The following is a 23,789-nucleotide window of genomic DNA, read 5'->3' on the forward strand; positions in this document are numbered from 1 at the left end:
GCACCAATGGCACGGGTACGGACGACGGGCAATCCGCTGGTGGTGGCGGCGGTCGTGCTGACGGTCGCGGCGGCCGGCGCGGCGGGCTGGGGCGGCTGGTCGCGCTACGACGCGGCACACGACGACTCGGCGGCCTACGCCGAGGCGCGCGACGACGCGCTGGCCGCGGGGAAGCAGGCCGTGCAGAACATGAACACACTCGACCACGCACGGGTGGAGGAGGGGCTCGACAGCTGGGAGGAATCGACCACCGGCGAACTGCACGAGCAACTCGTCGACGGCCGCGACGCGTTCGTCGAGCAGATCGAGTCCGCCAGGACCGTCAGCACGGCCAGGATCCTGTCGGGCGCGGTGACCGAGCTCGACGACCGCGCCGGCAGGGCGGGGGTGATGGTGGCACTCCGTGTCACGGTGACCGCTCCGGAGGGGAAGCCGGCGGTGAAGGAGAGCCGGATGCTCGGGCAGCTGACCCGCACCTCGCAGGGGTGGAAGCTCAGCGCACTCGGACAGGCGCCCGTCGGCAACACCGCCGGCTGACCCCCGCACACCGCCCCGCCACCCCGGCCCCTGGGAGGACCCCGCATGTCGACGACCCGACACCTCGTCAACCGCCGCCGCCGACTGGCCGTCGTCGCGGCGACGACCGCACCGCCGCGCGACGCGGCACGCCCGGATCACACCCCCGCCGAGCACGAGTCGCGCCCACCCGACACGACGGCCCCAGCCGGGCCCGGGAACAGCGCCGGCGATCACGACGAGGACGACACGCCGTCCCGCGCCATGCCGCCGCGCGTCCGAGTCCGGCTGCCCGCCGTGCTGTGCGCGGCGACCGTCCTCCTCGGCGCCTTCGCCGCATGGTCGTCGACCTCCGCCGCGGAGCTGCGCGACGACCCCACCCGGCAGAACACGGCCCTCACCGACATCAGCCGGACGAGCGAGGTCAAAGGACAGATCGCCGACGCGGTCGGCGCGGTCTTCTCCTACAACTACGCCGCGCCCGCGAAGGCCGACCTGGCCGCCCGCAAGCATCTGACGGGTAAGGCCGTCCAGCAGCACAAGGACATGCTCGCCGACGTACGCGCACAGGCGCCGAAGCAGAAACTCGTGCTCACCACGACCGTCACCGAGAGCGGCGTGGAACACCTCGACGGCGCCCGGGCCCGGCTGCTGGTCTTCGCCGACCAGAGCAACACCCGTACGGGCGAGGAGGAGGAGACGACCTACGCGGCCGCCATGTTCGCCGTGGACGCGGTCCGCCGCGGTGACACCTGGCGGATCGCGGCCATCGACACGTTCACGCGATGATCCAGGAGAGGCAGGACCCATGAGGCTCGACGGAACCATGCGCCGCCGGCTCACCGGCACGGCGACCGCTGTCGCCGCCATGGCGGCGCTCACCGCGTCCCAGGCCCCCGGACTCGTCGGCGACGGCGCGGCCGGCGACATGAAGAACGTCGCCTCGGACGACGTCACCTGGACCGAGGTCCCCAACGACGACAGCTACCACACCGAACTGCCGCCCCTGGAGTCACCGGAGCCGCCGAGGAGCAAGGGGGAGCAGCCCGGCCCGGCAGTCGTCCGGTCGCGGGCCGAGGCGGGCATCCCCGCCACCGTCCTCGCCGCCTACCGCAAGGCCGAGAGCACCGTCGGCAGGACCGACCCCGGCTGCCGCCTGCCCTGGCAGTTGCTCGCGGCCATCGGCAAGGTGGAGTCCGGCCACGCGAGCGGGGGACGGGTGGACGCCGCGGGGACCACCCTCACACCGATCCTCGGCCCCGTCCTCGACGGAGCGGGCTTCGCCGACATCCCGGACACGGACGGCGGGGTGTACGACGGCGACATCCGCCACGACCGAGCCGTCGGCCCGATGCAGTTCATCCCGTCGACCTGGGCGCGCTGGGGGAGGGACGGCAACGCGGACGGGCGCGAGGACCCGGACAACATCGCCGACGCGGCACTCGCCGCCGGCCATTACCTCTGTGCGGGGCCACGGGACCTGTCGGTGAGGGGGGACCTCGACCGCGCCGTCCTCAGCTACAACCACTCGTCCACGTACCTGCACACGGTCCTGTCCTGGCTGGAGTTCTACCGCAAGGGCGCCCACCCCGTGGCGGACGGCGAGGGGGTGGTACCGAGGAGCCCCGGTGCGGGAAGCCCTCACGCGCCCCAAGCCCCGGTCGGAGGCCCGGGCAGCCCCGGCCGCGGCGGGGGCGGCATCATCGTCGGCCCGCAGCCCAGCGGCTCACCGGTTCCCTCCCCCTCCACCTCTCCGAGCCCCACCCCCACCCCCACACCCCGTCCGACGGACTCCGGCAGTCCCGGCCCCGGCGGATCTCCGACCCCCACGGACCCGGGCCCCGGCCCCGAACCCACCGACAGCGGCCCCACGGACCCGACGGCCTCTCCGGACCCGACCACGACACCCGGCCCGACCCCGACGCCGGACCCGACGGCGTCACCCGACCCGGACCCCGGCCCCACCGGTCCCGGCTGCCCCGCCGCCCCCGTGGAGGAGACCGCCGCCCCCACCGACGAGCCGTGTCCCACCTCCACCGCCTGACGGGTCAGCCCGCCCCGAGCACCTCGGACAGGTCGTACCGCACCACTTCCTCCAACTGCGCATAGGTGCAGCCGTCCGGGGTGCGGTCCGGCCTCCACCGCCGGAACTGGGTCGTGTGGCGGAAGCGGTCACCCTCCATGTGGTCGTACGCCACCTCGCAGACCCGCTCCGGAGCGAGCGCCACCCAGGACAGGTCCTTCTTGCCCGACCAGCGGCTCGGCGCGCCCGGAAGCCGTGATCCCTCGTGTGCCGCCGCGTCCGCCCAGGCGGCCCACGGGTGATCGGCCGGTTCGATGCGCAACGGGTCCAGCTCCTCCACGAGTTCGGCCCGCCGCTTCATCGAGAAGGCCGCGCACACCCCCACGTGCTGGAGGGCGCCCCCGGCGTCGTGGAGACCGAGCAGCAACGAGCCGACGACCGGGCCGCTCTTGTGGAAGCGGTAGCCCGCCACCACACAGTCGGCCGTCCGCTCGTGCTTGATCTTGTACATGACGCGGGCGTCCGGCCGGTACGGCAGATCGAGCGGCTTCGCGACCACCCCGTCGAGTCCCGCACCCTCGTAGCGCTCGAACCACTCCCGGGCGAGGGCGGGGTCCGTGGTGGACGGGGCGAGATGGACGGGCGCCGAGGCGCCGGCCAGGGACTCCTCGAGGACGGAGCGCCGTCCGGTCTGCGGGGTGGCCAGCAGGGAGGTGTCGTCCAGGGCAAGGATGTCGAAGGCCACGAGACCCGCCGGTGTCTGTTCGGCCAGCATCCGCACCCGGGAATCGGCCGGATGGATGCGCTCGCTCAGCCGGTCGAAGTCCAGCCGTCCCTCGAACGGCAGGACGATCTCACCGTCGATCACACAGCGTGCCGGCAGGTTCTCCCGCACCGCGGTGACCACCTCGGGGAAGTAACGGGTGAGGGGCTTCCCCGTACGGCTGCCGATCACCACCTCGTCACCGTCCCGGTGCACGATCGCCCGGAACCCGTCCCACTTCGCCTCGTACTGCATCCCCGGAGGAATCGCGGACACGGACTTGGCGAGCATCGGTTTCACAGGAGGCATCACCGGCAGGTCCATGACCCGATTCTCGCTCACCCCGCGCAGCGCGTCTTCCGATATGCGGCATATGTGGGCCAGGCCTACGGTGTCCGACATGGGAGCAGGAGCAGCGGTGGAGCTGGACGCGGACGGGCGGGCCGTACGGCTGTCCAATCCGGACAAGGTGTACTTCCCGGAGAAGGGCTACACGAAGAAGGACGTGGCCGACTACTTCCAGGCCGTGGGGCCGGGGATCCTGCGCGCCCTGCGCGAGCGGCCCACCACCCTGCAGCGCTTCGTCGACGGGGTCGACGGCGACTTCTTCTACCAGAAGCGGGCGCCGAAGAACCTCCCCGACTGGACACCGACCGCCCGGATCGAGTTCCCCAGCGGCCGGCACGCCGACGAGATGTGCCCCACCGAGCTGGGGGCCGTCCTGTGGGCGGCCAATCTCGGCACCCTGACCTTCCACCCCTGGCCGGTGCGCAGGGCGGACACCGACCACCCCGACGAGCTGCGGATCGACCTCGACCCGCAGCCCGGTACGGACTACGCGGACGCGGTGAGAGCCGCTCACGAACTGCGCTCGGTCCTCGACGAGCACGGCCTGCGCGGCTGGCCCAAGACCTCCGGCGGACGCGGCATCCACGTCTTCGTCCCCCTCGTCCCGGAGTGGACGTTCACCCAGGTCAGGCGCTCCGCGATCGCGGTGGGGCGGGAACTGGAGCGCAGGATGCCGGACCGGGTGACCACCGCCTGGTGGAAGGAGGAACGCGGCGAGCGGATCTTCGTCGACTACAACCAGACGGCCCGCGACCGGACGATCGCCTCCGCCTACTCCGTGCGCCCCTTTCCGCACGCGCCGGTCTCCGCCCCGCTGCGCTGGGAGGAGATCGACGATGCCGAGCCGCGCGACTTCGACCTCCGGACCATGCCCCTGCGGTACGCCGAGGTGGGGGACCTGCACGCCGACATGGACGACCACGCCTTCCGGCTGGACGAGGTGCTGGAGCTGGCGAGGCGGGACGAGCACGAGCACAAGCTCGGAGACCTGCCCTATCCGCCGGAGTACCCCAAGATGCCCGGCGAGCCCAAGCGCGTGCAGCCCAGTCGCGCCCGGCACGACGACGGCGACGCATGAGTGCCGGCGAGGGGACGGAGCACCCCGCGCACGGCGCGCACGGCAGGCCCCCGACCCGGGCGGAGAAGTGGAGGTCGTACAAGGAGTCGCCGTACGTCCCCGCGTTCGTCCTGCTCTTCATTCTCGCCGCCGCGGCCGGACTCTTCGCCGGGTCCTACACCTACACCATGGCCGACCCGACACCGCGTCATATCCCCGCCGCCGTGGTGGGCGACGTGCAGAAGAAGGCCGGCAAGGAGTTCGTCGCGGGGATGGAGGAGGCACTCGACGCCTCCCTGGAGCTGCGGCCGTACGCCACCCGGGGGCAGGCTCGCCAGGCGATGGAGGAGCAGGAGGTCTTCGTGACCCTGCGGCCGGCGGAGCGCGGTGTGGCCATGGACATCGCCGGGGCCGCCGGTGCCACGGTCGCCCAGCTGCTCGCCGAGACCGGGGCGAAGGTCGCCGAGGCCACGGGGTCCCGGGTGACGATCACCGACGTCAAGCCGCTCCAGAAGGGCGACCCCCGCGGACTGGCGCTCTTCTACATCTCACTGGCCGCCGTCATCATCGGATTCGTCGGAGCGATCCAGCTCAGCGTGCACGCCCGTGCGCTGAACCCGCTCGAACGGATCTGCTTCACCCTCGCCTACGCCCTCCTCGGCGGCTTCGCGATCGCCGCGGTGGTGGACTGGCTGCTCGGCGCGCTCGACCTGCCGTTCGCCGAGTCCTGGCTGATCCTGGCGTTCACGATGTTCACGTCAGGCATGGTGTTCACCATGTTCAACACCATCATGGGGCGCTGGGCGATGCTGCCCACCTGGGGGCTCATGGTGCTGCTGGGCAATCCGTCGTCCGGTGGCGCGGTGTCCTGGCCCCTGCTGCCCTCGGCGCTCGGCCACATCGGGCGGTGGCTGCCACCGGGTGCCTCGGTCAACGCCCAGCACACGGCGGTCTACTACCAGGGGCACCAGTACGCCTTCCCGTTCCTGGTGCTGGCGGCCTGGTCGCTGGTCTCGTGCACGGTCTTCTGGGTGTGGCGCCACCGGCACCCGGGAGGCCGTGGCCGCATACCGGAGCATGCGGCCACGGCCTCCTGAGTGTGTGCCTCGTCCCTACAACTCCTGGATGCGGATGTCGCGGTACGAGATCACGTCGGTGGTGCCGTGGACCTGGAGCCCGATGTAGCCGGAGGCGTACCGCCGCCCGTCGGTGCCCGGGTCGTCACCCCGCGGCGGCTCGAAGAGCTGGCCGCCGTCGTTGTCGAACTCGTTGATCAGGACACCGTTGCGGTAGACCGAGTAGTGCTGGTCCACCACCCTGATCTCGTAGTCGTTCCAGGTGCCCTTGGGCGTGACCCCGGCCCCGCCGAGGCCGACCCGGTCGAATCCGTAGACGGACCCGGTCTTGTACATGTCGCCGTCGGGACGGTCGTTGACCTGGATCTCATGACCGTACTTGATGGCGACCCACTCCGGACGTGACTCCTCCGGGTGGTCGTGGACGTCGGGGAACCGGACGAAGACACCGCCGTTGGCGTTGCCCGCCGCGGGCGCGTCGTCGCGCCACTGGAGCTTCAGTGAGAAGTCCCCGTACTGCCGGGCGGGGAACCACAGCATCCCCATGCCGTCCACGGTGGTGGAGCTGGTGATCGAGCCCTCCTCCGCGTTCAGCCCGAACCGCCCGCCGCCGACGTGCTGCCACTTGGCGAGGGACTCGGCGGTGCCGTCGAACAGCTTGCGGTAGCCCTCGTCCTGACCCGGCTTCCCGATGCCGGACTGCTTGGCCGCGCGGTAGATCTTCCTGTGCTCACGGGCGTCGACGACCCCGTCGGCGAGCAGCTTGTCCAGGACCTCGTCGACGTGCTTGAGGAACAGCGCGTGCGACGACCAGTCCTTCTCGTCCTCGATCAGCTCGTTGACCGTGCAGCGGTTGCGCGTGAGCCGGTTGGGAACGCCCGTGTCGACCGTGCCGACGATGACGGTGAGGCGCTCGTCGAACTCGGGACAGTTGGGTGCCGGCACTCCGCCGCTCCGCGCGACGGTGAACGAGGACTGCTTGGCCTCGGACGTGTTGCCGGCCTTGTCCGTCGCCCGGTGGGCGAAGGTGTGGTGGCCGACCCGGTCCACGATCACGGGGGAGGAGTAGGCGAGGTACGGCCCGCCGTCGAGGGAGTACTCGACCTTGGCCACGCCCGAGTCCGCGTCGGTCGCGCTGACCGTCGCCTCGGCGCTCGTGATGAACGCGCCGTCCGAGTTCTTGTCACCCGTCACCACCACGGAGGTCACCGGCGGCGTCTTGTCCTGCGAGGGCGGTTCGACGACGGTGAAGTCGGTCTTCTTCTCGGCCGCCGTGTTGCCGGACTTGTCGGTGGCGCGGTAGCGGACGGTGTGTGTACCCACCTCGTGCACCATCACGGGAGCGGTGTACGGCTGCCAGGCGCCGTCAGCGCCGAGCGCGTACTCGATGCTGTTGACACCGGACCCGGTGTCGGACGCGGTCACCGTGACCGTGGCCATGCCGAGGTACGCGCCCGCGCCGTCCTTCTCACCCGACACGGTCGCCGAGGTCTCCGGCGGCGTGCTGTCGTCCGTCGGCGGCGCGGCGACGGTGAAGTCGGTCTTCTTCTCGGCCGCCGTGTTGCCGGACTTGTCGGTGGCGCGGTAGCGGACGGTGTGTGTACCCACCTCGTCCACCACGACGGGAGCGGTGTACGGCTGCCAGGCGCCGTCAGCGCCGATCGCGTACTCGACGGTGTCGACGCCGGATCCCGCGTCGGTCGCCGCCACGGTCACGGTGGCCTGGCCGATGTAGGCGCCGTCGGCGTTCTTGTCACCGTCCACCGTCGCCGAGGTCTCGGGAGCGGTGGTGTCGTCACCGCCGCCACCGTCCTCGGTCACGGTCAGGACGCCCTGCATGGAGCCGTGACCGGGGATCGTGCAGTGGTAGAAGTACCTGCCGGGGGTCAGGGTGACCTCGACGCTGTGCTTGCCACCCTGACTGTCACCGGGGTTGGCCAGGATGTTCACCTGGACGTCGCTGTTGTACTCGGGGTCCGACACGCTGAACGTCAGCGTGTGCGGCATGCTCGTCGTGTTGCCCGTGGCCTCGCTGTTCTCGAAGACGATGGTCGCGGCGCCGGCCACCGCGGTCTCGGGTGCGGTCAGGTAGTGGTCGATGGGGTCGCCGGCGGTCCAGGTGAGCACCTGGTCGGCCGCCGCCGCCGTCCGGTCGTCGTCGCGGCCGTAGGCGGCGGTCGACGCCAGCCCGAGGACCATCAGGAACGAACCGAGCAGGGCGAGCCACCACCGGGAGGGCCCGTACCGCCGTCGCGCGAGGAGTGAAGGGTGTCTCACTGCGCTGCCGCCTTCCTGGCCAGGTCTGCGGCGGCCGGGGTCGGGCCGCCGCCCTTGTAGGTCACGCGCCACAGCGCGGACTTGGAGTCGGAGGTGAAGAAGCCGCGCCCGTAGTCCAGGACGTAGAGCGAGCCGTCCGGGGCGAACTTCCAGTCCATGAGGTTGCGGATACCGTCCGCCCCGACCGGAATGATCTTCTTCAGGGACTCGGCGTGCGTGGGCAGGCCACCCTTGCCGACCGTCCTGGGGTCGGTCAGGACGGCGTGACGCGGCTGGGTGTCGTCGTAGAAGTCGCCGACGAACCACTTCCCGTCCCAGTACGCCGGCCACTTGGCCTCGCTCGTGCTCGCCGCGTCGTAGCGGTAGACCGGGCCGTTCATCGTGGCCTGGCCGCCGCCCTTGAGCCAGGGCAGGAGCTCCTTCTGGTCCTCCACCTCGTAGCTGGGGACGCCGTTCTCGTCGCGCGGGTAGTCGACGCCGCCGCCCTGGGGCGAGTACCAGATGGTGTTGCCGGTCACCGGCGGCAGGTTGACCAGGCCGTCGTTGTTCGGCGACTCGTTCTTCGGCGCGTCGCAGTCGTACCAGCCGAGCGGCTTGGTGGGGTCGGGCAGGTTCCGGTCCCGGTAGGGCTGCCTGTTGCCCATGCAGTACGGCCAGCCGTGGTTTCCGGCCTGGGTGATCGCCGCGAACGTGTCGTACTTGGCGGGGCCCCAGGTCGTGCTCGGAGCACCGGCGTCCGGGCCGACCCAGCCCGCGTACAGCGTGTCGGTCGACGTGTCGACGGAGATGCGGGCCGGGTTGCGCACACCCATCACGTAGATCTCACCCCGGGTCTTGCCACCGCCCTCGTCCGGCTCCTTGCCGGTGAAGAGGTTGCCGGCGGGCAGGGTGTAGGTGCCGTCGTCCTCGGGGTGGATCCGCAGGATCTTGCCGTTGAGGTTGTTGGTGTTGCCCGCGGTGCGCCGGGCGTCCGCGAACGACACACCCTTGTAGTTCGGCTGCGGGTTGTTGCCCGAGTAGCCGTCGCTGAAGCCCGAGGAGTTGTTGTCGCCGGTGGCGATGTAGAGGTTGCCCTTCGAGTCCCAGGCCATGCCGCCGCCCGCGTGGCAGCAGCTGTGGATCTGGACAGGCCAGTGCAGCAGCACCTTCTCGGACGCGAGGTCCAGCTTGTCCGTGGCGTGGTCGAAGGTGAAGCGCGAGACCTGCCGCACCGCCATCCGCTTGTCACGGTCGATCTTCGCGTGCGGCGTGTAGTGCAGGTACACCCAGCCGTTGGTGGCGAAGTCAGGGTCCAGCTCGATGCCGAGCAGGCCCTCCTCGACCTTGACCAGCTCGTCGCCACCGCCCTTGTTGCCGAAGACGCTCAGCTTGCCGGCGAGGGTGACCTTCTCGGTGGCGGGGTCGTAGACGTGGATCTCGCCCTCGCCCTTGCCGACGTCCGGGTCCTTCCAGTCGGTGACCACCGGCACGCTGCTGTCCGCGCCGCCGCGCCCGATGTAGAAGACCCGCCCGTCCTTCGCGGTCACCAGACCGTGCGGTTCGCCGATCTGGTCGTTCTGCCCGGGCTGATTGGGCCGGGTGAGCCGTTCGGCCGTGTAGTTGGTGTCGATGGTGGCCTTGCAGTCGGCCTGCGACAGCCGGCTCGTCCAGGCCAGCGCGCCACGCAGGTGGTCGCGGAAGTCGGTCTCCGCGAAGCTGCCTGCCGTACCGCCCATGGCGGTGTAGAAGGAGCGTCCGCCGTCGTAGTCACGGCACCAGGAGACGGGGTGGTCCCAGCCGTTGGCGCTCTTCCCGGGGGTGTAGGTGAGCTCGCGGACGCGGGCCACGGTGTGCACGTCCCCGGACGGACTGTCCTTCCAGTTCAGCCACTTGTCCGGGCGCTTCCACTCCAGCGGGAGGTTCTTGGTCGCCGGGTGCTGACGGTCGCCGATCTCCACGGTGGCGCGCTGCACGCCCGTCGGACCGTCCGCCGCCGGACGGGCGCCGACCAGACCGGTGAACCAGTCGGAGTAGGGTTCGGTGCGCGCCGCGTCGTGGATGCCCAGGAAGCCGCCGCCGGCTTCCATGTACGCCTCGAGACCGGCCTCCTGCTCCGGGTCCAGCACATCGCCGCCGCCGGTCAGGAAGACGACCGCGTTGAACGTGCCGAGTCTCCTGCCGTTGGTGAAGACCCCGGCGTCGTCGGTGGCCACGGTCCTGAAGCGTCCGGCCTCCGGGCCGCTGAGTCCGATCTTCTCGATGGCCGCGATACCCGCGTCCACCGTCGGCGGCTCCTCGCCCGCCGAAGCGTGGAACACGAGCACCTTGACGTCGGAACCGCCCGGTGGCGAGGGAAGGGACAACGTTGTCGCCATCCGTTCCTTCAGCCCTGGGTCCGGATACGGGCTGGCGGTGGCCGCGTTGCCTCCCAGCAGGGACGCGGTCAGAGCACCCGCTGCCACGGCCGCCGCGACACCGCGGCGCGATCTGGACCTGTGATGTGGTGTGCGCTGCATGTGGTCACCCACCCCTCTTGGTCACCTCTGTGGTCACTTCTCTCGTCACCGCACCTGTGTGGTCACTGCGACAGCGCACGAAGCTAGACCTCTTTTCGTGACTCGCCAATAGGTATGGCAGCAATCGAACGAACTTTGTCCTGAGTGTGGATAAACCAACGGCCCCCGGCTACCGTGTGGGCCGTCCGGGGGGCAGCGCGTCAGTTTCCTTCTCGCAGTGGGGAGTTCGACATGGACCGAAGGACCTTCAACCGCCGGATGCTGGTGGGCGGGGGAGTGGCGGCCGCCACCGGCGTGACATCGATGTCACTCGGTGCGGTGCAGGCCACCTCCGCGGAGAACCCGGTGAGGACGGCCCCCGCAGGCGGAGCCGTCCGCCATCTCAGGCTGTACGCGGAGAAGCTGGCAAACGGTCAGCTGGGATACGGCTTCGAGAAGGGCAAGGCGTCCGTTCCCGGACCGCTGATCGAGATCACCGAGGGCGACACGCTGCACATCGAATTCGAGAACACCACCGACGTCGACGCCAGCCTCCATGTCCACGGGGTCGACTACGACATCGCGAGCGATGGCACGCGCATGAACCGCAGTCATGTCGAACCCGGCGGCACCCGTACGTACACCTGGCGTACCCACGCACCCGGCCGCCGCAAGGACGGCACCTGGCAGGCCGGGAGCGCCGGCTACTGGCACTACCACGACCACGTGGTCGGCACCGACCACGGAACGGGCGGCATCCGCAAGGGGCTGTACGGTCCACTCGTCGTGCGCCGCAAGGGAGACGTCCTGCCGGACAAGACGATCACGATCGTCTTCAACGACATGACGATCAACAACAAACCGGCGGACAAGAGCCCGGACTTCGAGGCCACCGTGGGCGACCGGCTCGAGGTCGTGATGATCACGCACGGCGAGTACTACCACACCTTCCACATCCACGGGCACCGCTGGGCGGACAACCGGACGGGGCTGCTCACCGGCCCCGACGACCCCAGCCGCGTGGTGGACACGAAGATCTGCGGGCCCGCCGACTCCTTCGGGTTCCAGATCATCGCGGGCGAACACGTGGGCGCCGGGGCGTGGATGTACCACTGTCACGTCCAGAGCCACTCCGACATGGGGATGGCCGGCCTCCTGCTCGTCGCCAAGGCGGACGGCACCGTACCGGGCTACGACCCGCCACACCACGCTGCGGGCGCGGCCAGGAAGCACGAGCACTGAGACCCGTGCCCGTCACACCTCGGCGGCGAGCCGCAGTTGCTCCTCCTCGACGATGCGCCGGGCCAGGTCCCCGTCCGACACGTCGACGGCGTCGGGCGTCGACTCGGCGACGTCGCTGCGCCGTGCGTACGCGTCGAACAGCCGGTCCTTGCGGGCGAGGATGTCCAGCATCCGCTGGTCCACGCTGTCCGCGGCGAGCAGCCGGTGGACCCGCACGGTCCGTATCTGCCCCATGCGGTGCGCCCTTGCCACGGCCTGGTGCTCCATCGTCGGCTTGATCTGCGGTTCGCAGAGGATGACGACCGACGCGGCCTGGATGTTGAGGCCGACACCGCCCGCCTGTATCTGGCTCAGCAGCACCGCGTGCCCGTCCACGGAGCCGAAGGAGTCGACCAGCTCCTGGCGTCGAGCGGCCGGAACCCTCCCGGAGACCGGGCCGAACACCCCCTCGCCCAGCGCCTCCTGGACGGTTGAGAGCACCTCGCGGAAGTAGGAGAACACCACGACCTTGAGACCGTTGTCCTCGGCCTCCGAGACGAGCTCGCGCAGCCGGTTGAGCTTCGCGGACGTCTCGGGGCGGGCGTACGCGGCGCGGCGCATCCGCATGAAGTGCCCCGAGCCGACCGCCTCACGGTAGGCCTCGAGGTCCGCGGGTGAGAACTCCTCCCACTCGTCGGCCTGCACGAGGGCGGGGAGCTCCCCCAGCACGTCGTCCTGGTTCCGGCGCAGGTACGCGGGGGCGACGGCCCTGCGGAACGCGTGCGAGCCGGCGACGCCGTGTGTGGAGGAGACGAGAGGCGCCGACCCGGGCCGGAGCTGGTGCATCAGGCTCCGGAACTCCTCGACCCGGTTCTCCATCGGTGTACCGGTCAGGAACAGGACCCTGTCGGTGTGCCGCGTCCACCCGCTCACGGCCCGGGAGCGGCGCGTCCCGGGGTTCTTCACGAAGTGGGCCTCGTCGACCACCACCATGCCCGGCCTGATCCCGCACTCGGGGCCCTCGGGCAGCGCGTGCAGCGCGTCGAAGGTGGTCAGGGCCACCCCGCCCCGCTCCCGCCATTCGCCGAATGCCTCCCGTCGCTCCGGGCCGTGCACCGGCACGGCCCGCAGGGTCGAACGGCAGGCGATCTCCCGCCGCCAGTTGATCAGGACACTCGCCGGGCACACCACCAGGAAGTGGGTCTCGCCCCCGGCCGCCAGATGAGCCAGCGCCGCGATGGCCTGCACGGTCTTGCCGAGCCCCATCTCGTCCCCGAGGATCACCCGCTTCTGGGCGAGCGCGAAGCGCGCGCCGAAGGACTGGTAGCCGCGCAACGAGACCCGCAGACACGTGTCGTCGAGCCGCAGCTCACGGACCCGGTCCGCGATCCCGGCAGGCAGGAACCCCTCGGCCGCGTCCCGGTCCGGTCCGCTGCCGGAGAGCTCGGCGAGCAGGCTGTAGTACTCGGCGGACCGCAGTCCGAAATCGACCCAGGCCTCCGCCTCCGACGCGGGGCCGCGGAGCAGGTCGACGGACACCTGCCCGAACAGGGTGCGCAGGTCGCGAGACGCAGCGTCCCGCACCACCGCTCGCAGGGAGTCCACGGCGGCCGACGCCCGGGCGCCGGCCGACCGGCCCGCGAACAGCATCCGCAGCCGGCTCCGCGCCGGCGAGGCCGCCGCGAGCAGCGGTTCCAGCTCGGTGGTCAGACGCAGGGCGGCGTCGACCGCCCTGCGTACGTCGGGGCCGCCCTCCACCAGCCGGTGCAGGGCGACGAGCAGAGCCGTCGTGGCCGTGTCCCGCGCGTCCACGTCTATCCGCACGGTGACCGTGTCCCGCACCGCGTGGGCGATCTGCCGGGCGGCGGCCAGCGCCTGGTCCGCCGTCTGCGCACCGACACCGGGGATCTGGCGGAGCTCGTAGCGCCCCGCCGCGTGGACCCGGCCGACCGTCACGTATCCGGCCCGTTCCAGCGCGCCGAGCCGCAGCCGGCCCTCCGTGACCTCGGACAGCCGGGAGACGGGGATGGAGGCGAGGCCGAGGTCCACCTGAAAGTCAAGAAGGGGGCTGAGCGCGGCGCGCGCGGCTCCGACGGCGCCGCGGTGATCGTCCAGTACCGCGCGCGCCGTCCCCGCCAGCGCCTGGGCGCTCTCCAGCAGCTGACGCGCGGCTCTTCCCGTGGGCACCCCGCCCGTCGGTCCGGCCTGACTCATGTACGTCCTTCTGTTCCCGCCGCCGCGGTCCGCCGTCGCCGCAGCGGGCCCGTCATGACCGGCTCCATCGTCCCACGGTGTCCGTGCCGGCCCGCACGGCACGGCGCGAACTGCGCTTGTCGGTGGCTGGTGCAAGACTCGGGAGGACGCGGCATCCCCATCTCCGACGACACGAGCGAGAGCACGGGCCTCGCTGAAGGAGCACACCATGCCCGACCCAGTCTTCGTCACCGGCGCCCCCAACTGGATCGACCTCGGCACCCCCGACATCGAAGCGGCCACCGCCTTCTACCACGGCCTCTTCGGCTGGGACCTGGTGCCCGGCGGCCCCGAGACCGGTGGTTACGGGACGTACCAGCTGCGAGGCAGGACGGTCGCGGGCGTGATGACCGTGCCGGAGGACCAGGGGAAGCCCGCGTGGTCGGTCTACTTCCAGACCCCCGACGCAGACGCCACCGCACGGACGGTCGAGAAGGCCGGCGGCACCGCCGCCTTCGCCCCGATGGACGTGCTGGACTACGGGCGCATGGGCGGCTTCACCGACAGCACGGGCGCGTACTTCGGCGTCTGGCAGCCCGGGACGAACCCCGGCCTCGGCATGATCATGGAATCCGGATCGCTGGTCTGGTCCGAGCTCTACACCCCGGACGTTCCCGTGGCGGCCGCCTTCTTCCACACGGTCTTCGGATGGCAGACCGACGACATGGACTTCCCCAGCGGCAGCTACACGGTCGTGCGCCCCGCGGGCGGTGACGACCTCTCCGCCTTCGGGGGACTGGTCCCCCTCGGCCAGGTGCCCAGCGAGGCCGCGGCGGGGCCGCACTGGCTGCCCTACTTCGCCACGGACGACGCCGACGCCGTGGTGTCCGCCGTGGAGCGGCTGGGCGGCCGGGTGACCGTGGGCGCCACGGATGTTCCGGAGGTCGGCAGGGTGGCCACCTGCGCGGACCCGGCGGGAGCGGCCTTCGCAGTGATCAAGCCCGCGCCGATGCCGCGGGGCTGAGCTGCGGGGCAGGGCCGGGCCGGAGGGCGGAACCCCCGGCCCGCCCGTCTGTTGAAACATCGTTGATCAGTTGTTTATCGCGACCGGGCACCGTGTGCAGCATGCCGATCAACACCATGACCGACGAGCTCGCCTGGCAGGAGACCGCACTGTGCGCGCAGGCCGGGCCCGAGTTCTTCTTCCCGGCGCCGGGCAGCTCCACCCGCGAGGCCAAGCAGCTGTGCAACGCCTGCGAGGGCCGGGTGGCCTGCCTGGAGTACGCACTCACCCACGACGAACGCTTCGGGGTCTGGGGCGGGCTCTCGGAGAAGGAGCGGGACCGGCTGCGCAGAGGCGGGTCCGAGCGGCGCTGAACGGGTGCACCCGTGAGGCCCGTCCCGGGGGACGGCTCCGGCGGGTGGCGCGGCGGCCGGCCCCCCACAGGTACGCGACGCGGTCCCGTCACGGCACCCGGACGGCCTCACCGAGGACGTCGCAGGTCCCACCGGCACGGAGTACGTCCCGTGAAACTCCGGGGCGCGGGGCCTGACGTACGGAGGCGACGCACGCACAACCCGTGCGCCGCCCCGGTCCGACGGGTCGGGGAGCGGATCCCGAGGCCGTCCAGCGGTCCGGCCGGATCAGCCCTGGGCGGCCCGGGCGGCCATGCGGGCCTTGCGGGCGGCCAGTTTCTCGTCGAACTTCGACGCCTCGCTGTCCAGGCCGCTCATGTACAGCCCGAGCTCCTCCTGGGCCTTGAGACCCTCCGGGCCGAGGCCGTCGATGTCGAGGACCTTCAGGTACCGCAGAACGGGCTGGATCACGTCGTCGTGGTGGATGCGCATGTTGTAGATCTCGCCGATGGCCATCTGCGCGGCGGCGCGCTCGAAACCGGGCATGCCGTGTCCGGGCATCCGGAAGTTCACGACGACGTCGCGCACCGACTGCATCGTGAGGTCGGGGGCGAGGTCGAAGGCGGCACCCAGCAGGTTGCGGTAGAAGACCATGTGCAGGTTCTCGTCGGTCGCGATCCGGGCCAGCATCCGGTCGCAGACGGGGTCGCCCGACTGGTGTCCGGTGTTGCGGTGCGAGACGCGGGTCGCGAGTTCCTGGAACGCGACGTACGCCACGGAGTGCAGCATCGAGTGGCGGTTGTCGGACTCGAAGCCCTCCGCCATGTGCGCCATGCGGAACTGCTCCAGCTGGTCCGGGTCCACGGCGCGCGAGGTGAGCAGGTAGTCGCGCATCACGATGCCGTGCCTGCCCTCCTCCGCGGTCCAGCGGTGCACCCAGGTGCCCCAGGCACCGTCGCGGCCGAAGAGCGAGGCGATCTCGTGGTGGTAGCTGGGGAGGTTGTCCTCGGTCAGCAGGTTCACGACGAGGGCGATGCGCCCGATGTCGGTGACCTTGGACTGGCTGGTCTCCCAGGCCTCCCCGTCCTCGAAGAGGCCGGGGAAGTTGCGGCCGTCGGAGAACGGCACGTACTCGTGGGGCATCCAGTCCTTGGCGACCTTGAGATGGCGGTTGAGTTCCTTCTCCACCACCTCTTCCAGCGCGTACAGCAGTTGGGCGTCGGTCCACGCCTTCGAACTGCCGAGATGGGGAGAGGTGATCGTCACGAGTGCTCCTGGGGACGGGAGAATTACCTACGGCTTCGTAGGTTACGTGACCGTAGGTTAAAGCGGCAGTAAGGGCGTAGCCAAGCCCGGCCCTCGCGGCGCGTGCTCACTCGGCGTTATCCGCGCAGGTCAACGGTGCAAACGGAGGCGGCAAGTCAGGTGTCGTCACTCTCGTTGCCCGGCAGTTGCCCCGGGGCGATGTCATGCAGCCCTTCCCCGTCCAGCAGCAGCCACCGGGTGATCCCCAGCGACTTCAGGAACGGCACGTCGTGGCTCGCCACGATCATGGCTCCCCGGTACGCCTCCAGGGCCGACGTCAGGCGGCGCACGCCGGACAGGTCGAGGCTGTTCGTCGGCTCGTCCAGCATCAGGAGCCGGGGGGCCGGCTCGGTCAGAAGCAGCGCAGCCAGAGCGGCGCGGAGGCGCTCGCCGCCCGAGAGCTCGCCGGCCGGCCGGTCCGCACGCGCGCCCTTGAAGAGGAAGTGCGCCAGTCTCGCCCGGATGCCGTTCTCCGTGACGCCGGGCGCCACGCGGGCCACGTTGCGAACCAGGGACAACGTGTCGTCGAGGACGTCGAGACGCTGCGGGAGGTAGCCCACCGGAACCTGGGCCGTCGCCTCACCCGACAGCGGATCCAGCTCGCCGGCGATCGTGCGCAGCAGTGTCGTCTTCCCCGCGCCGTTGCGGCCGGTCAGCGCGATCCGCTCAGGGCCGCGCAGATCCCACTCACCCCGCACCCGCGCCCCGTGGACGAGTTCGAGATCGCGGAGTACCAGAACGCCGCGCCCCGGATGCACCTGGGTGTCCGGCAGCACGATCCGGATCGCCTCGTCGTCCCGTACCGCCTCGACCGCCTCGTCGAGACGTTCCCGCGCGTCCGCCAGCCGTTCGGTGTGCATGATGCGGTGCTTGCCGGCCGACTCCTGGGCGGTCTGCTTACGCTGGCCCATCACGGCCTTCGGCTCGCGCTTGGTGTCCCACATCTTCTGCCCGTACCGTTTGCGCCGGGACAGCTTGACGTGGGCGTCGGCCAGTTCGCGCCTCTGCCGCCTCACGTCGGCCTCCGCGACCCGCACCATCCGTCCGGCCGCCTCCTGCTCCACCGCCAGCGCCGCCTGGTACGCCGACAGACCGCCGCCGTACCAGGAGACCGCGCCGTCGCGCAGGTCCGCGATCCGGTCGACGCGCTCCAGCAGCTCCCGGTCGTGACTGACCACCACCAGCACACCCGTCCAGGCGTCGACGGCGTCGTACAGGCGACCGCGGGCGTACAGATCGAGGTTGTTGGTCGGCTCGTCCAGCAGGAGCACGGAGGGCCGGGCGAGCAGCAGCGCGGCCAGTCGCAGCAGCACGCACTCGCCCCCGGACAGCTCGCCGACGGTCCGGTCCAGGCCGACACCGGTCAGACCCATCTCGTCGAGCACGGCGCGGGCGCGTTCCTCGACGTCCCAGTCGTCCCCGACCGCGGCGAAGTGCTCCTCGCCGGTGTCGCCCGCCTCGATGGCGTGGAGTGCCGCCCGCGTCGTGGCCACACCCAGTGCCTCGTCCACCCGGAGAGCGGTGTCCAGCACGAGGTCCTGGGGGAGGTAGCCGATGTCGCCCGTCGTTCGGATGTGTCCGGCGGACGGGGTGAGTTCCCCGGCGGCCAGCCGCAACAGCGTCGACTTGCCGCAGCCGTTGAGACCGATGAGTCCGGTCCGGCCCGGGCCCACGGCCAGTTGGAAGCCGTCGAAGACCTCACGCCCGTCGGGCCAGGCGAAGGAGAGGGAGGAACAGAGGATGTGTGTGGTGGTCGCGGGCACAAGGGCCTCCCGGATGCGTCGAGGGATCACGGAGAACGGCTCGGACAACTGGGGTCACGCAGCGGCACGCGTGTCAGGGCACGCGGCGCGGTGTGCGGACACCTCAGATGTGGAGCAACGTCCTTCTCCGATCCGACGACGACAGGGACACCGGTGACGGTACGAGCGGGCCCCGCCGCCACGCAACCGAATTCCGGCCGTCCTGCTGAGCTCGGGAGACCTTCGAGGCCGTCCCCTCCCAGGGGGACGGCTGCCGGGGGAGTCCCCTCAGCGGGTCCCTCTCAGGACGCCCCGCCCAGCAGGTCGCCCAGATCACCGTCCACGTCCAGGAAGCGGTACTCGTCGCCCACCGGGACGAGTTCCTGCGCCCGCTTCAGGAACCGGCGCAGCTCGGACGTCCGGACATGGACCATCGCGATGCCCTCGGCCGCGTGGAACTCCAGCACCGTGCGGTCGTACCCGAAAGGCCGCACCCGGACGTCACCGACGCCGGCCGGCGCGTCCATGCCCGTGGCGAGGAGCTCGCGGGAGAACTCCCAGGAGACCTCGGTGCCTTCGAGGGTGGCGGGTGCGGGGAAGGCCATGCGGACGGCGAAGGGGTCCCTGCGGTCGTAGTGCAGAGTGGCCGGCAGGGTCTCCATACGCGGTGCGGACGCGACCATACGGGCCTGCACGTACTGCTCGATAACGCTGGACAAGACCTGCTCCCTCTCGCCTCGGACGAACGGTTCCCGGCATTGGAGTAGACGACGGAACGCCTCCATCCGTGCACTGGCGGACGGCGTGAGCTGCGTCACCGCCGCGCCCCCTTCCGTCAACTGCCCCGATTCGCGCGGGGCACCCTGGACGCCCGTCCGCCGGTGGGTTAGCTTCCAGCGCCATGAGGGCCATGCGGAAGACGAGAAGGCTGTGGGCGTCGGCACTGTGCGGCGCGGCGGTGACCACCGCGCTGGCAGCGCCGTCGGCGCAGGCCAGGCCGGAAGGACGTGGGTCCGGTGAGCCGGTGTGGGCGCTCACCGCGACGGGCACGGAGGCGCGCTTCCGTGGGCTCGCGGCCGTCGGCCGCGACGACGCCTGGGTCGCGGGCTCCGGAGGTACGGTGCTGCGCACCACGGACGGCGGGCGCCACTGGCGGGACGTCTCGCCGGCCGGAGCCGCCGGGCTAGAACTGCGCGACATCGAGGCCTTCGACCGGCGGCGCGCGGTCGCTCTGGCCATCGGCGAGGGTGAGGCGTCCCGCGTCTTCCGCACCGAGGACGGTGGTACGACCTGGACCGAGTCCTTCCGCAACACCGACGACCGGGCCTTCTACGACTGCCTGACCTTCTTCGACAGCCGTCACGGCCTGGCGGTGAGCGATCCGGTGGACGGAAAGTTCCGCATCCTGTCGACCTCGGACGGCGGGCGCGAGTGGCGGGTGCTGCCCGACGCGGGGATGCCCGCGGCGCAGCCCGGCGAGGCCGGGTTCGCCGCGAGCGGCCAGTGCCTCGTCAGCACGGGCGCGAGAGACGTCTGGCTCGCCACCGGCGGCGCGGCGGCGGCCCGGGTGCTGCACTCCGGGGACCGCGGCCTGACCTGGACGGAGGCGGGCTCGCGGATCCCGGCCGGAGACCCGGCGCGAGGTGTGTTCGGTGTCGCCTTCCGGGACCGGACGCACGGGATCGCGGTCGGCGGCGACTACCGGGCGGACCAGGCGTCGCCCGACGCCGCGTCCGTCACCGGGAACGGCGGCCGGAGCTGGCGGACCGCGGCCGCACCACCGCCCTCCTACCGGTCCGGCGTCGCCTGGCTGCCGCACAGCCGGTGGTCGGCGCTCGCCGTGGGCCCGGCCGGCACCGATGTCACCCGCGACGGAGGGCGGACCTGGCGGACCGTCGACACCGGCTCGTACGACACGGTCGACTGCGCACCGGGCGGCGGCTGCTGGGCCGCCGGCGAGAAGGGCCGGGTCGCCCGGCTGCGCTAGCTGCCCATGGCCGGCCGGCAGGTGATATCCGTTCGCCCCGTGACGGGCCCACGGGGCACGCTCTCCTCGTGGCGCACCCGGACTCCGGGTGCGCGCGCCGGGCCGAGCCCGGTGAACCGGACGAAGGGACCGTACCGCTGTGACGGACGCGCACGACGAGGAAGCAGTTCTGGCCCGGATCGCCGAAGGGCTCGTCTACAACGAGACGGAAGCGGCCTTCCTGGCCCCCCGGCGTCGTACGGAGCAGGTCTTCGAGTACAACCGGACGTCCCCGGCCCTGACGGAGAGGCGCCGGTCGCTGCTGGCCGGGATCTTCGGCTCGGTCGGCGAACGCGCGGTGCTGCTGTCGCCGTTCCACGCCGCGTTCGGCAGCAACGTCCACATAGGCGACGACTTCTTCGGGAACGTCAACCTCACGTTCGTCGACGACGTGGACATCCGCATAGGCGACGACGTCATGATCGCTCCCAGCGTGACGCTGACCACGACGGGCCATCCCGTGCATCCCTCGCGTCGCGCCGACTTCGGACGGTTCTCCGAACCGATCGTCATCGAGGACAAGGTGTGGATCGGCAGCAACGCGGTGATCCTGCCCGGCGTCCGGATCGGGTACGGGTCGGTCATCGGAGCCGGCAGCGTCGTCAGCCGCAGCATTCCTCCGATGACCGTCGCGCTGGGCACGCCCTGCCGGGTGATCCGGTCCATCACGGACGAGGACCTCACCGCACGCGCGGACACCCCCTGAGGAACCGGTGTCGCGGTGGGCGGGACGGGGCAGGGGCGCACCACGCCCTAGCCGGGCAGCTGCTGCCGGTACGGCGCGAGCGCGTCCGAGGTCTTCGTCGCCAGGAACTCCGTGATCCGGTAGGCGCACACCCCGTGCGAGGCGAAGGGGTCCGAGGCCGCGATCCGCTCGATCTCGGCGCGGTCGTCGCCCACGGCGAGGATCACACCGCCGTCGCGCGGGTTCTTGCGCCCGGAAGCGATGAACACCCCTGCCGCGTACCGCTCGTCCAGCCAGGCGACGTGCTCCGCCATGAGGGCGTCGACGCGCTCGACCGGTGCGGTGTAGGTCAACTCGAGTACGAACATGACCGGCAGACTACCGGGCTGCCTAGACTGGCCCGCCATGACGACCTTCCGGATGCCCGCCGACGAGACCGAAGCCCGCGCGCTCCAGGACGCCTTGCGCGCTCGGGTGGTCCTGGACGAGCCCGGACCGCCGCCGGGGACCGGCCGGGTCACCGGGGTGGACGTCGCCTACGACGACGAGCGGGACCTGGTCGTCGCGGCCGCCGTCGTCCTGGACGCGGCGACCCTGGAGGTGATCGCGGAGTCGACCGCCGAGGGCCGCGTGACGTTCCCGTACGTCCCCGGGCTGCTCGCCTTCCGGGAGATCCCGGCCGTCCTGGCCGCGTTGGAGGCCCTCCCCGTGGACCCCGGTCTCGTGGTCTGTGACGGCTACGGCCAGGCCCACCCCCGGAGGTTCGGGCTCGCCAGCCACCTCGGCGTCCTCACCGGTCTGCCGGTCATCGGCGTCGCGAAGAACCCCTTCACCTTCCGCTACGAGCGACCCGGGCCCCGGCGCGGGGACTTCACCCCGCTGCTGGACGGGGACGAGGAAGTGGGGCGGGCCCTGCGCACGCAGACCGCCACGAAGCCCGTCTTCGTCTCCGTCGGGCACCGCACAGGACTGGAGAACGCCTGCGCGCACACGCTCGCGCTGGCCCGCGACTTCCGCCAGCCGGAGACGACGCGCAGGGCGGACGCGTTGTGCCGGGCCGCGCTCCGGGAAGCGACCGGCCGGCAAGGACCCGCTCAGCGATCTGTTGCCCACTGAGTACAAGTACGGATGTTGTTTGTCGAACATCGAGGGCAGGCTGGTACACATGATCGACCACCACGCACCTCGGATGAGCACCGGAACCGTACGTCTCTCTCAGCGCGGCGTCGCCGTGGGCATGACCCTGGGCGTGCTGGCGGGCGCCGGCTGGACCGTGTCCATGGTCGTCACGCTGGCGTCCTGGATGCTCTGACCGGCGCAGCCCCCGGGGTGGATCAGCGCGTCGCCGCCACCCGGAAGCGCAGTCCGGCCGCCCGCAGCCGCTCCATCAGGGCATCGCCCATCGCCACGGCCGTCGTGACCTGACCCGACGTCGTCGGCAGGTCGTCGAAGGCGAGCGCCAGCGAGGCTTCGGCCAGCATCTTCGCCGTCTCGTCGTAGCCCGGGTCACCGCCCGACACCTCCGTCCGGACCTGTCGGCCGCCGCCCTCCCCGATGAAGCGGACCGTGAACCAGCTGCGCCGCCTGCGCTCCGGGCCGGGCCCCGTGCCCGGCGCGACCCGGGACGAGAGCCACGTCCGCGCGACCGGGATCTGGGCGGCCCCCACCAGCAGTCCCACGGCCGCCGTGCCTCCGAGCGCCACGGGCAGGTGCTTCACCGAGGCGAAGTGCCGGTAGCGGAAGTCGGGGCCGTAGCGCTCCAGCCCTCGCGCCGACCGTTCCACGACGCGCGGATCCAGCGTCGGCAGCGGCAGGGCCCAGGTGCCGGTTTCCGGGCTGAAGTGCGGTGACCCCTGCGGGGCGCGGGCGCGACGGCCGACCAGGCGCGGTTCGTGCAGACGCCGTTCCCGGGCGGCCCGCATCATCTGAGGGCCGCGGCCCATCGCGGTGAGCGCCGAGGCGAAGGTGCCGCCGGAGAAGACCGCGTTGCTGCGCACGTAGCCGTCGACGGTCAGCGGTACACCCTCGGGGAGCTGCTGGACGGTGAAGTAGGCGCCGAGGTCGTGCGGTACGGAGTCGAAGCCGCAGGCGTGCACGAGGCGGGCCCCCGTCTCACGGGCCCGGCCGTCGTGCTCCAGGTACATCCGGTCGACGAACTCCGCCTCCCCGGTGAGGTCGGTGTAGTCGGTGCCGGCCTCCGCGCAGGCCGCGACCAGTTTCTCGCCGTACCAGACGTACGGGCCGACCGTCGACGCCACCACGTGTGCGGACCCGGCGAGTTCGCGCAGGCCGTCCGCGTCGTCCGCGTCAGCCGTCAGCAGGGGCAGGTCCGCACAGCGCGGGTGGCTCACCGCGAGGCGTTCGCGCAGCTGTTCCAGCTTGGCGCGGCTGCGGCCGGCCAGCGCCCAGCGGCAGCCGTCCGGGGCGTGGGCGGCGAGATATTCGGCCGTGAGGGCGCCCACGAAGCCGGTCGCGCCGAAAAGGACGACGTCATAAGGGCGTTCTGCCCCGTTCTGCCTGTTCATGCGTGCCTCCGCAGGGGCCGGCGCCGATGTAGCAGGCAGAGGGTAGCGGAGGTGTTCGTGGTGCCGCGCGGCCGGGCGGGCTTCGATGCGAGAGGATCCGGGGAAGAACTAAGCGCTTGCTCGGCCAAAAGGGTTGTGCGGAGTGCGGTCCATTCTTAGCATCATCGATGTTACATCAGTTGTGTCACACCGCTGGGGGCTT

At 71.3% G+C, this 23,789-nt stretch carries 21 protein-coding genes; 12 read left to right on the forward strand and 9 right to left on the reverse strand.

Going from position 1 to position 23,789, the window contains the following annotated elements:
• Positions 1–6 precede the first annotated feature (6 nt).
• The 3 genes from ACHFIV_RS10735 to ACHFIV_RS10745 are packed head-to-tail and all read left to right on the forward strand — an operon-like array spanning position 7 to position 2,560.
• Positions 7–537: a nuclear transport factor 2 family protein gene (locus ACHFIV_RS10735; RefSeq protein WP_398966130.1), complete on the forward strand. Its 531-nt coding sequence runs from the start codon at positions 7–9 to the stop codon at positions 535–537.
• Positions 538–582: 45 nt separating this feature from the next.
• Positions 583–1,305 (forward strand): hypothetical protein, encoded by a 723-nt coding sequence (locus ACHFIV_RS10740; protein ID WP_398966133.1) that lies wholly within the window; start codon positions 583–585, stop codon positions 1,303–1,305.
• A 19-nt stretch (positions 1,306–1,324) separates the two neighbouring features.
• A complete protein-coding gene (locus tag ACHFIV_RS10745; protein WP_398966136.1) occupies positions 1,325–2,560 on the forward strand; it encodes a lytic transglycosylase domain-containing protein in 1,236 nt (411 codons plus the stop codon).
• 4 nt (positions 2,561–2,564) lie between these two features.
• Here ACHFIV_RS10745 and ACHFIV_RS10750 read toward each other — a convergent pair whose 3' ends face one another.
• Positions 2,565–3,626, reverse strand: a complete 1,062-nt coding sequence (locus tag ACHFIV_RS10750) for an ATP-dependent DNA ligase (RefSeq protein ID WP_398966139.1) — start codon at positions 3,624–3,626, stop codon at positions 2,565–2,567.
• 94 nt (positions 3,627–3,720) lie between these two features.
• Between ACHFIV_RS10750 and ligD the strand changes: the two genes are divergently transcribed.
• Both ligD and ACHFIV_RS10760 read left to right on the forward strand, forming a co-directional pair.
• Positions 3,721–4,728, forward strand: a complete 1,008-nt coding sequence (gene ligD, locus ACHFIV_RS10755) for a non-homologous end-joining DNA ligase (RefSeq protein ID WP_398966335.1) — start codon at positions 3,721–3,723, stop codon at positions 4,726–4,728.
• Positions 4,725–5,804 (forward strand): ABC transporter permease, encoded by a 1,080-nt coding sequence (locus tag ACHFIV_RS10760; protein WP_398966141.1) that lies wholly within the window; start codon positions 4,725–4,727, stop codon positions 5,802–5,804. The genes ligD and ACHFIV_RS10760 overlap by 4 nt, the downstream gene beginning before the upstream one ends.
• 15 nt (positions 5,805–5,819) lie before the next feature.
• On the opposite strand, the gene ACHFIV_RS10765 is transcribed toward ACHFIV_RS10760, so the two are convergent.
• A complete protein-coding gene (locus ACHFIV_RS10765; protein ID WP_398966143.1) occupies positions 5,820–8,060 on the reverse strand; it encodes an OmpL47-type beta-barrel domain-containing protein in 2,241 nt (746 codons plus the stop codon).
• Positions 8,057–10,555 carry a ThuA domain-containing protein gene (locus ACHFIV_RS10770; protein WP_398966146.1) on the reverse strand — a complete coding sequence of 833 codons (2,499 nt, stop codon included), beginning with the start codon at positions 10,553–10,555 and terminating at the stop codon, positions 8,057–8,059. The genes ACHFIV_RS10765 and ACHFIV_RS10770 overlap by 4 nt, the downstream gene beginning before the upstream one ends.
• Positions 10,556–10,786: 231 nt before the next feature.
• Here ACHFIV_RS10770 and ACHFIV_RS10775 point away from each other — a divergent pair, with 231 nt between their 5' ends.
• A complete protein-coding gene (locus ACHFIV_RS10775) occupies positions 10,787–11,776 on the forward strand; it encodes a multicopper oxidase domain-containing protein (RefSeq protein ID WP_398966149.1) in 990 nt (329 codons plus the stop codon).
• A 12-nt stretch (positions 11,777–11,788) separates the two neighbouring features.
• On the opposite strand, the gene ACHFIV_RS10780 is transcribed toward ACHFIV_RS10775, so the two are convergent.
• Positions 11,789–13,969 carry a DEAD/DEAH box helicase gene (locus tag ACHFIV_RS10780; RefSeq protein WP_398966152.1) on the reverse strand — a complete coding sequence of 727 codons (2,181 nt, stop codon included), beginning with the start codon at positions 13,967–13,969 and terminating at the stop codon, positions 11,789–11,791.
• A gap of 208 nt (positions 13,970–14,177) precedes the next feature.
• Between ACHFIV_RS10780 and ACHFIV_RS10785 the strand changes: the two genes are divergently transcribed.
• Entirely contained in the window at positions 14,178–14,972 is a 795-nt protein-coding gene (locus ACHFIV_RS10785) for a VOC family protein (protein ID WP_398966155.1), read from the forward strand.
• Positions 14,973–15,073: 101 nt separating this feature from the next.
• Positions 15,074–15,325, forward strand: a complete 252-nt coding sequence (locus tag ACHFIV_RS10790; protein WP_398966158.1) for a WhiB family transcriptional regulator — start codon at positions 15,074–15,076, stop codon at positions 15,323–15,325.
• A gap of 267 nt (positions 15,326–15,592) precedes the next feature.
• Here ACHFIV_RS10790 and ACHFIV_RS10795 read toward each other — a convergent pair whose 3' ends face one another.
• From ACHFIV_RS10795 to ssgD, 3 genes are all read right to left on the reverse strand, one after another.
• A complete protein-coding gene (locus tag ACHFIV_RS10795) occupies positions 15,593–16,570 on the reverse strand; it encodes an acyl-ACP desaturase (protein WP_398966160.1) in 978 nt (325 codons plus the stop codon).
• Between the two features lie 155 nt (positions 16,571–16,725).
• Complete coding sequence (locus ACHFIV_RS10800) at positions 16,726–18,372, reverse strand: ABC-F family ATP-binding cassette domain-containing protein (RefSeq protein WP_398966163.1); 1,647 nt, start codon at positions 18,370–18,372, stop codon at positions 16,726–16,728.
• 281 nt (positions 18,373–18,653) lie between these two features.
• Positions 18,654–19,070: a spore wall synthesis regulator SsgD gene (ssgD, locus tag ACHFIV_RS10805; RefSeq protein ID WP_398966165.1), complete on the reverse strand. Its 417-nt coding sequence runs from the start codon at positions 19,068–19,070 to the stop codon at positions 18,654–18,656.
• Between the two features lie 182 nt (positions 19,071–19,252).
• Here ssgD and ACHFIV_RS10810 point away from each other — a divergent pair, with 182 nt between their 5' ends.
• A complete protein-coding gene (locus ACHFIV_RS10810) occupies positions 19,253–20,338 on the forward strand; it encodes an oxidoreductase (protein ID WP_398966167.1) in 1,086 nt (361 codons plus the stop codon).
• Positions 20,339–20,477: 139 nt separating this feature from the next.
• Positions 20,478–21,083 (forward strand): sugar O-acetyltransferase, encoded by a 606-nt coding sequence (locus tag ACHFIV_RS10815; protein WP_398966169.1) that lies wholly within the window; start codon positions 20,478–20,480, stop codon positions 21,081–21,083.
• A 47-nt stretch (positions 21,084–21,130) separates the two neighbouring features.
• Here the strand turns inward: ACHFIV_RS10815 and ACHFIV_RS10820 are convergent, their stop codons facing one another.
• Positions 21,131–21,430 carry a YciI family protein gene (locus tag ACHFIV_RS10820; protein WP_398966171.1) on the reverse strand — a complete coding sequence of 100 codons (300 nt, stop codon included), beginning with the start codon at positions 21,428–21,430 and terminating at the stop codon, positions 21,131–21,133.
• A gap of 37 nt (positions 21,431–21,467) precedes the next feature.
• Here ACHFIV_RS10820 and ACHFIV_RS10825 point away from each other — a divergent pair, with 37 nt between their 5' ends.
• Together ACHFIV_RS10825 and mmpA are read left to right on the forward strand one after the other, a co-directional pair.
• On the forward strand, positions 21,468–22,178 hold the full coding sequence (locus tag ACHFIV_RS10825) for an endonuclease V (RefSeq protein ID WP_398966174.1): 711 nt from the start codon (positions 21,468–21,470) through the stop codon (positions 22,176–22,178).
• Between the two features lie 49 nt (positions 22,179–22,227).
• Positions 22,228–22,374, forward strand: coding sequence for a morphogenic membrane protein MmpA (gene mmpA / locus ACHFIV_RS10830; RefSeq protein ID WP_386170772.1), 147 nt, complete (start codon positions 22,228–22,230; stop codon positions 22,372–22,374).
• Between the two features lie 22 nt (positions 22,375–22,396).
• On the opposite strand, the gene ACHFIV_RS10835 is transcribed toward mmpA, so the two are convergent.
• Positions 22,397–23,587 (reverse strand): saccharopine dehydrogenase family protein, encoded by a 1,191-nt coding sequence (locus ACHFIV_RS10835; protein WP_398966176.1) that lies wholly within the window; start codon positions 23,585–23,587, stop codon positions 22,397–22,399.
• Between the last annotated feature and the right edge of the window lie 202 nt (positions 23,588–23,789).

This window comes from Streptomyces sp. ALB3 (assembly GCF_044385685.1).
In the GTDB taxonomy this organism is placed as follows: Bacteria; Actinomycetota; Actinomycetes; order Streptomycetales; family Streptomycetaceae; genus Streptomyces.

Coding starts and splice junctions, on each gene's coding strand:
- ACHFIV_RS10750 (WP_398966139.1), bottom strand. CDS start 3,626: ATGGACCTGCCGGTGATGCCTCCTGTGAAACCGATGCTCGCCAAGTCC.
- ACHFIV_RS10780 (WP_398966152.1), bottom strand. CDS start 13,969: ATGAGTCAGGCCGGACCGACGGGCGGGGTGCCCACGGGAAGAGCCGCG.
- ACHFIV_RS10775 (WP_398966149.1), top strand. CDS start 10,787: ATGGACCGAAGGACCTTCAACCGCCGGATGCTGGTGGGCGGGGGAGTG.
- ACHFIV_RS10740 (WP_398966133.1), top strand. CDS start 583: ATGTCGACGACCCGACACCTCGTCAACCGCCGCCGCCGACTGGCCGTC.
- ACHFIV_RS10745 (WP_398966136.1), top strand. CDS start 1,325: ATGAGGCTCGACGGAACCATGCGCCGCCGGCTCACCGGCACGGCGACC.
- ACHFIV_RS10770 (WP_398966146.1), bottom strand. CDS start 10,555: ATGCAGCGCACACCACATCACAGGTCCAGATCGCGCCGCGGTGTCGCG.
- ACHFIV_RS10735 (WP_398966130.1), top strand. CDS start 7: ATGGCACGGGTACGGACGACGGGCAATCCGCTGGTGGTGGCGGCGGTC.
- mmpA (WP_386170772.1), top strand. CDS start 22,228: ATGATCGACCACCACGCACCTCGGATGAGCACCGGAACCGTACGTCTC.
- ACHFIV_RS10820 (WP_398966171.1), bottom strand. CDS start 21,430: ATGTTCGTACTCGAGTTGACCTACACCGCACCGGTCGAGCGCGTCGAC.
- ACHFIV_RS10825 (WP_398966174.1), top strand. CDS start 21,468: ATGACGACCTTCCGGATGCCCGCCGACGAGACCGAAGCCCGCGCGCTC.
- ACHFIV_RS10810 (WP_398966167.1), top strand. CDS start 19,253: ATGAGGGCCATGCGGAAGACGAGAAGGCTGTGGGCGTCGGCACTGTGC.
- ACHFIV_RS10760 (WP_398966141.1), top strand. CDS start 4,725: ATGAGTGCCGGCGAGGGGACGGAGCACCCCGCGCACGGCGCGCACGGC.
- ACHFIV_RS10790 (WP_398966158.1), top strand. CDS start 15,074: ATGCCGATCAACACCATGACCGACGAGCTCGCCTGGCAGGAGACCGCA.
- ACHFIV_RS10785 (WP_398966155.1), top strand. CDS start 14,178: ATGCCCGACCCAGTCTTCGTCACCGGCGCCCCCAACTGGATCGACCTC.
- ACHFIV_RS10835 (WP_398966176.1), bottom strand. CDS start 23,587: ATGAACAGGCAGAACGGGGCAGAACGCCCTTATGACGTCGTCCTTTTC.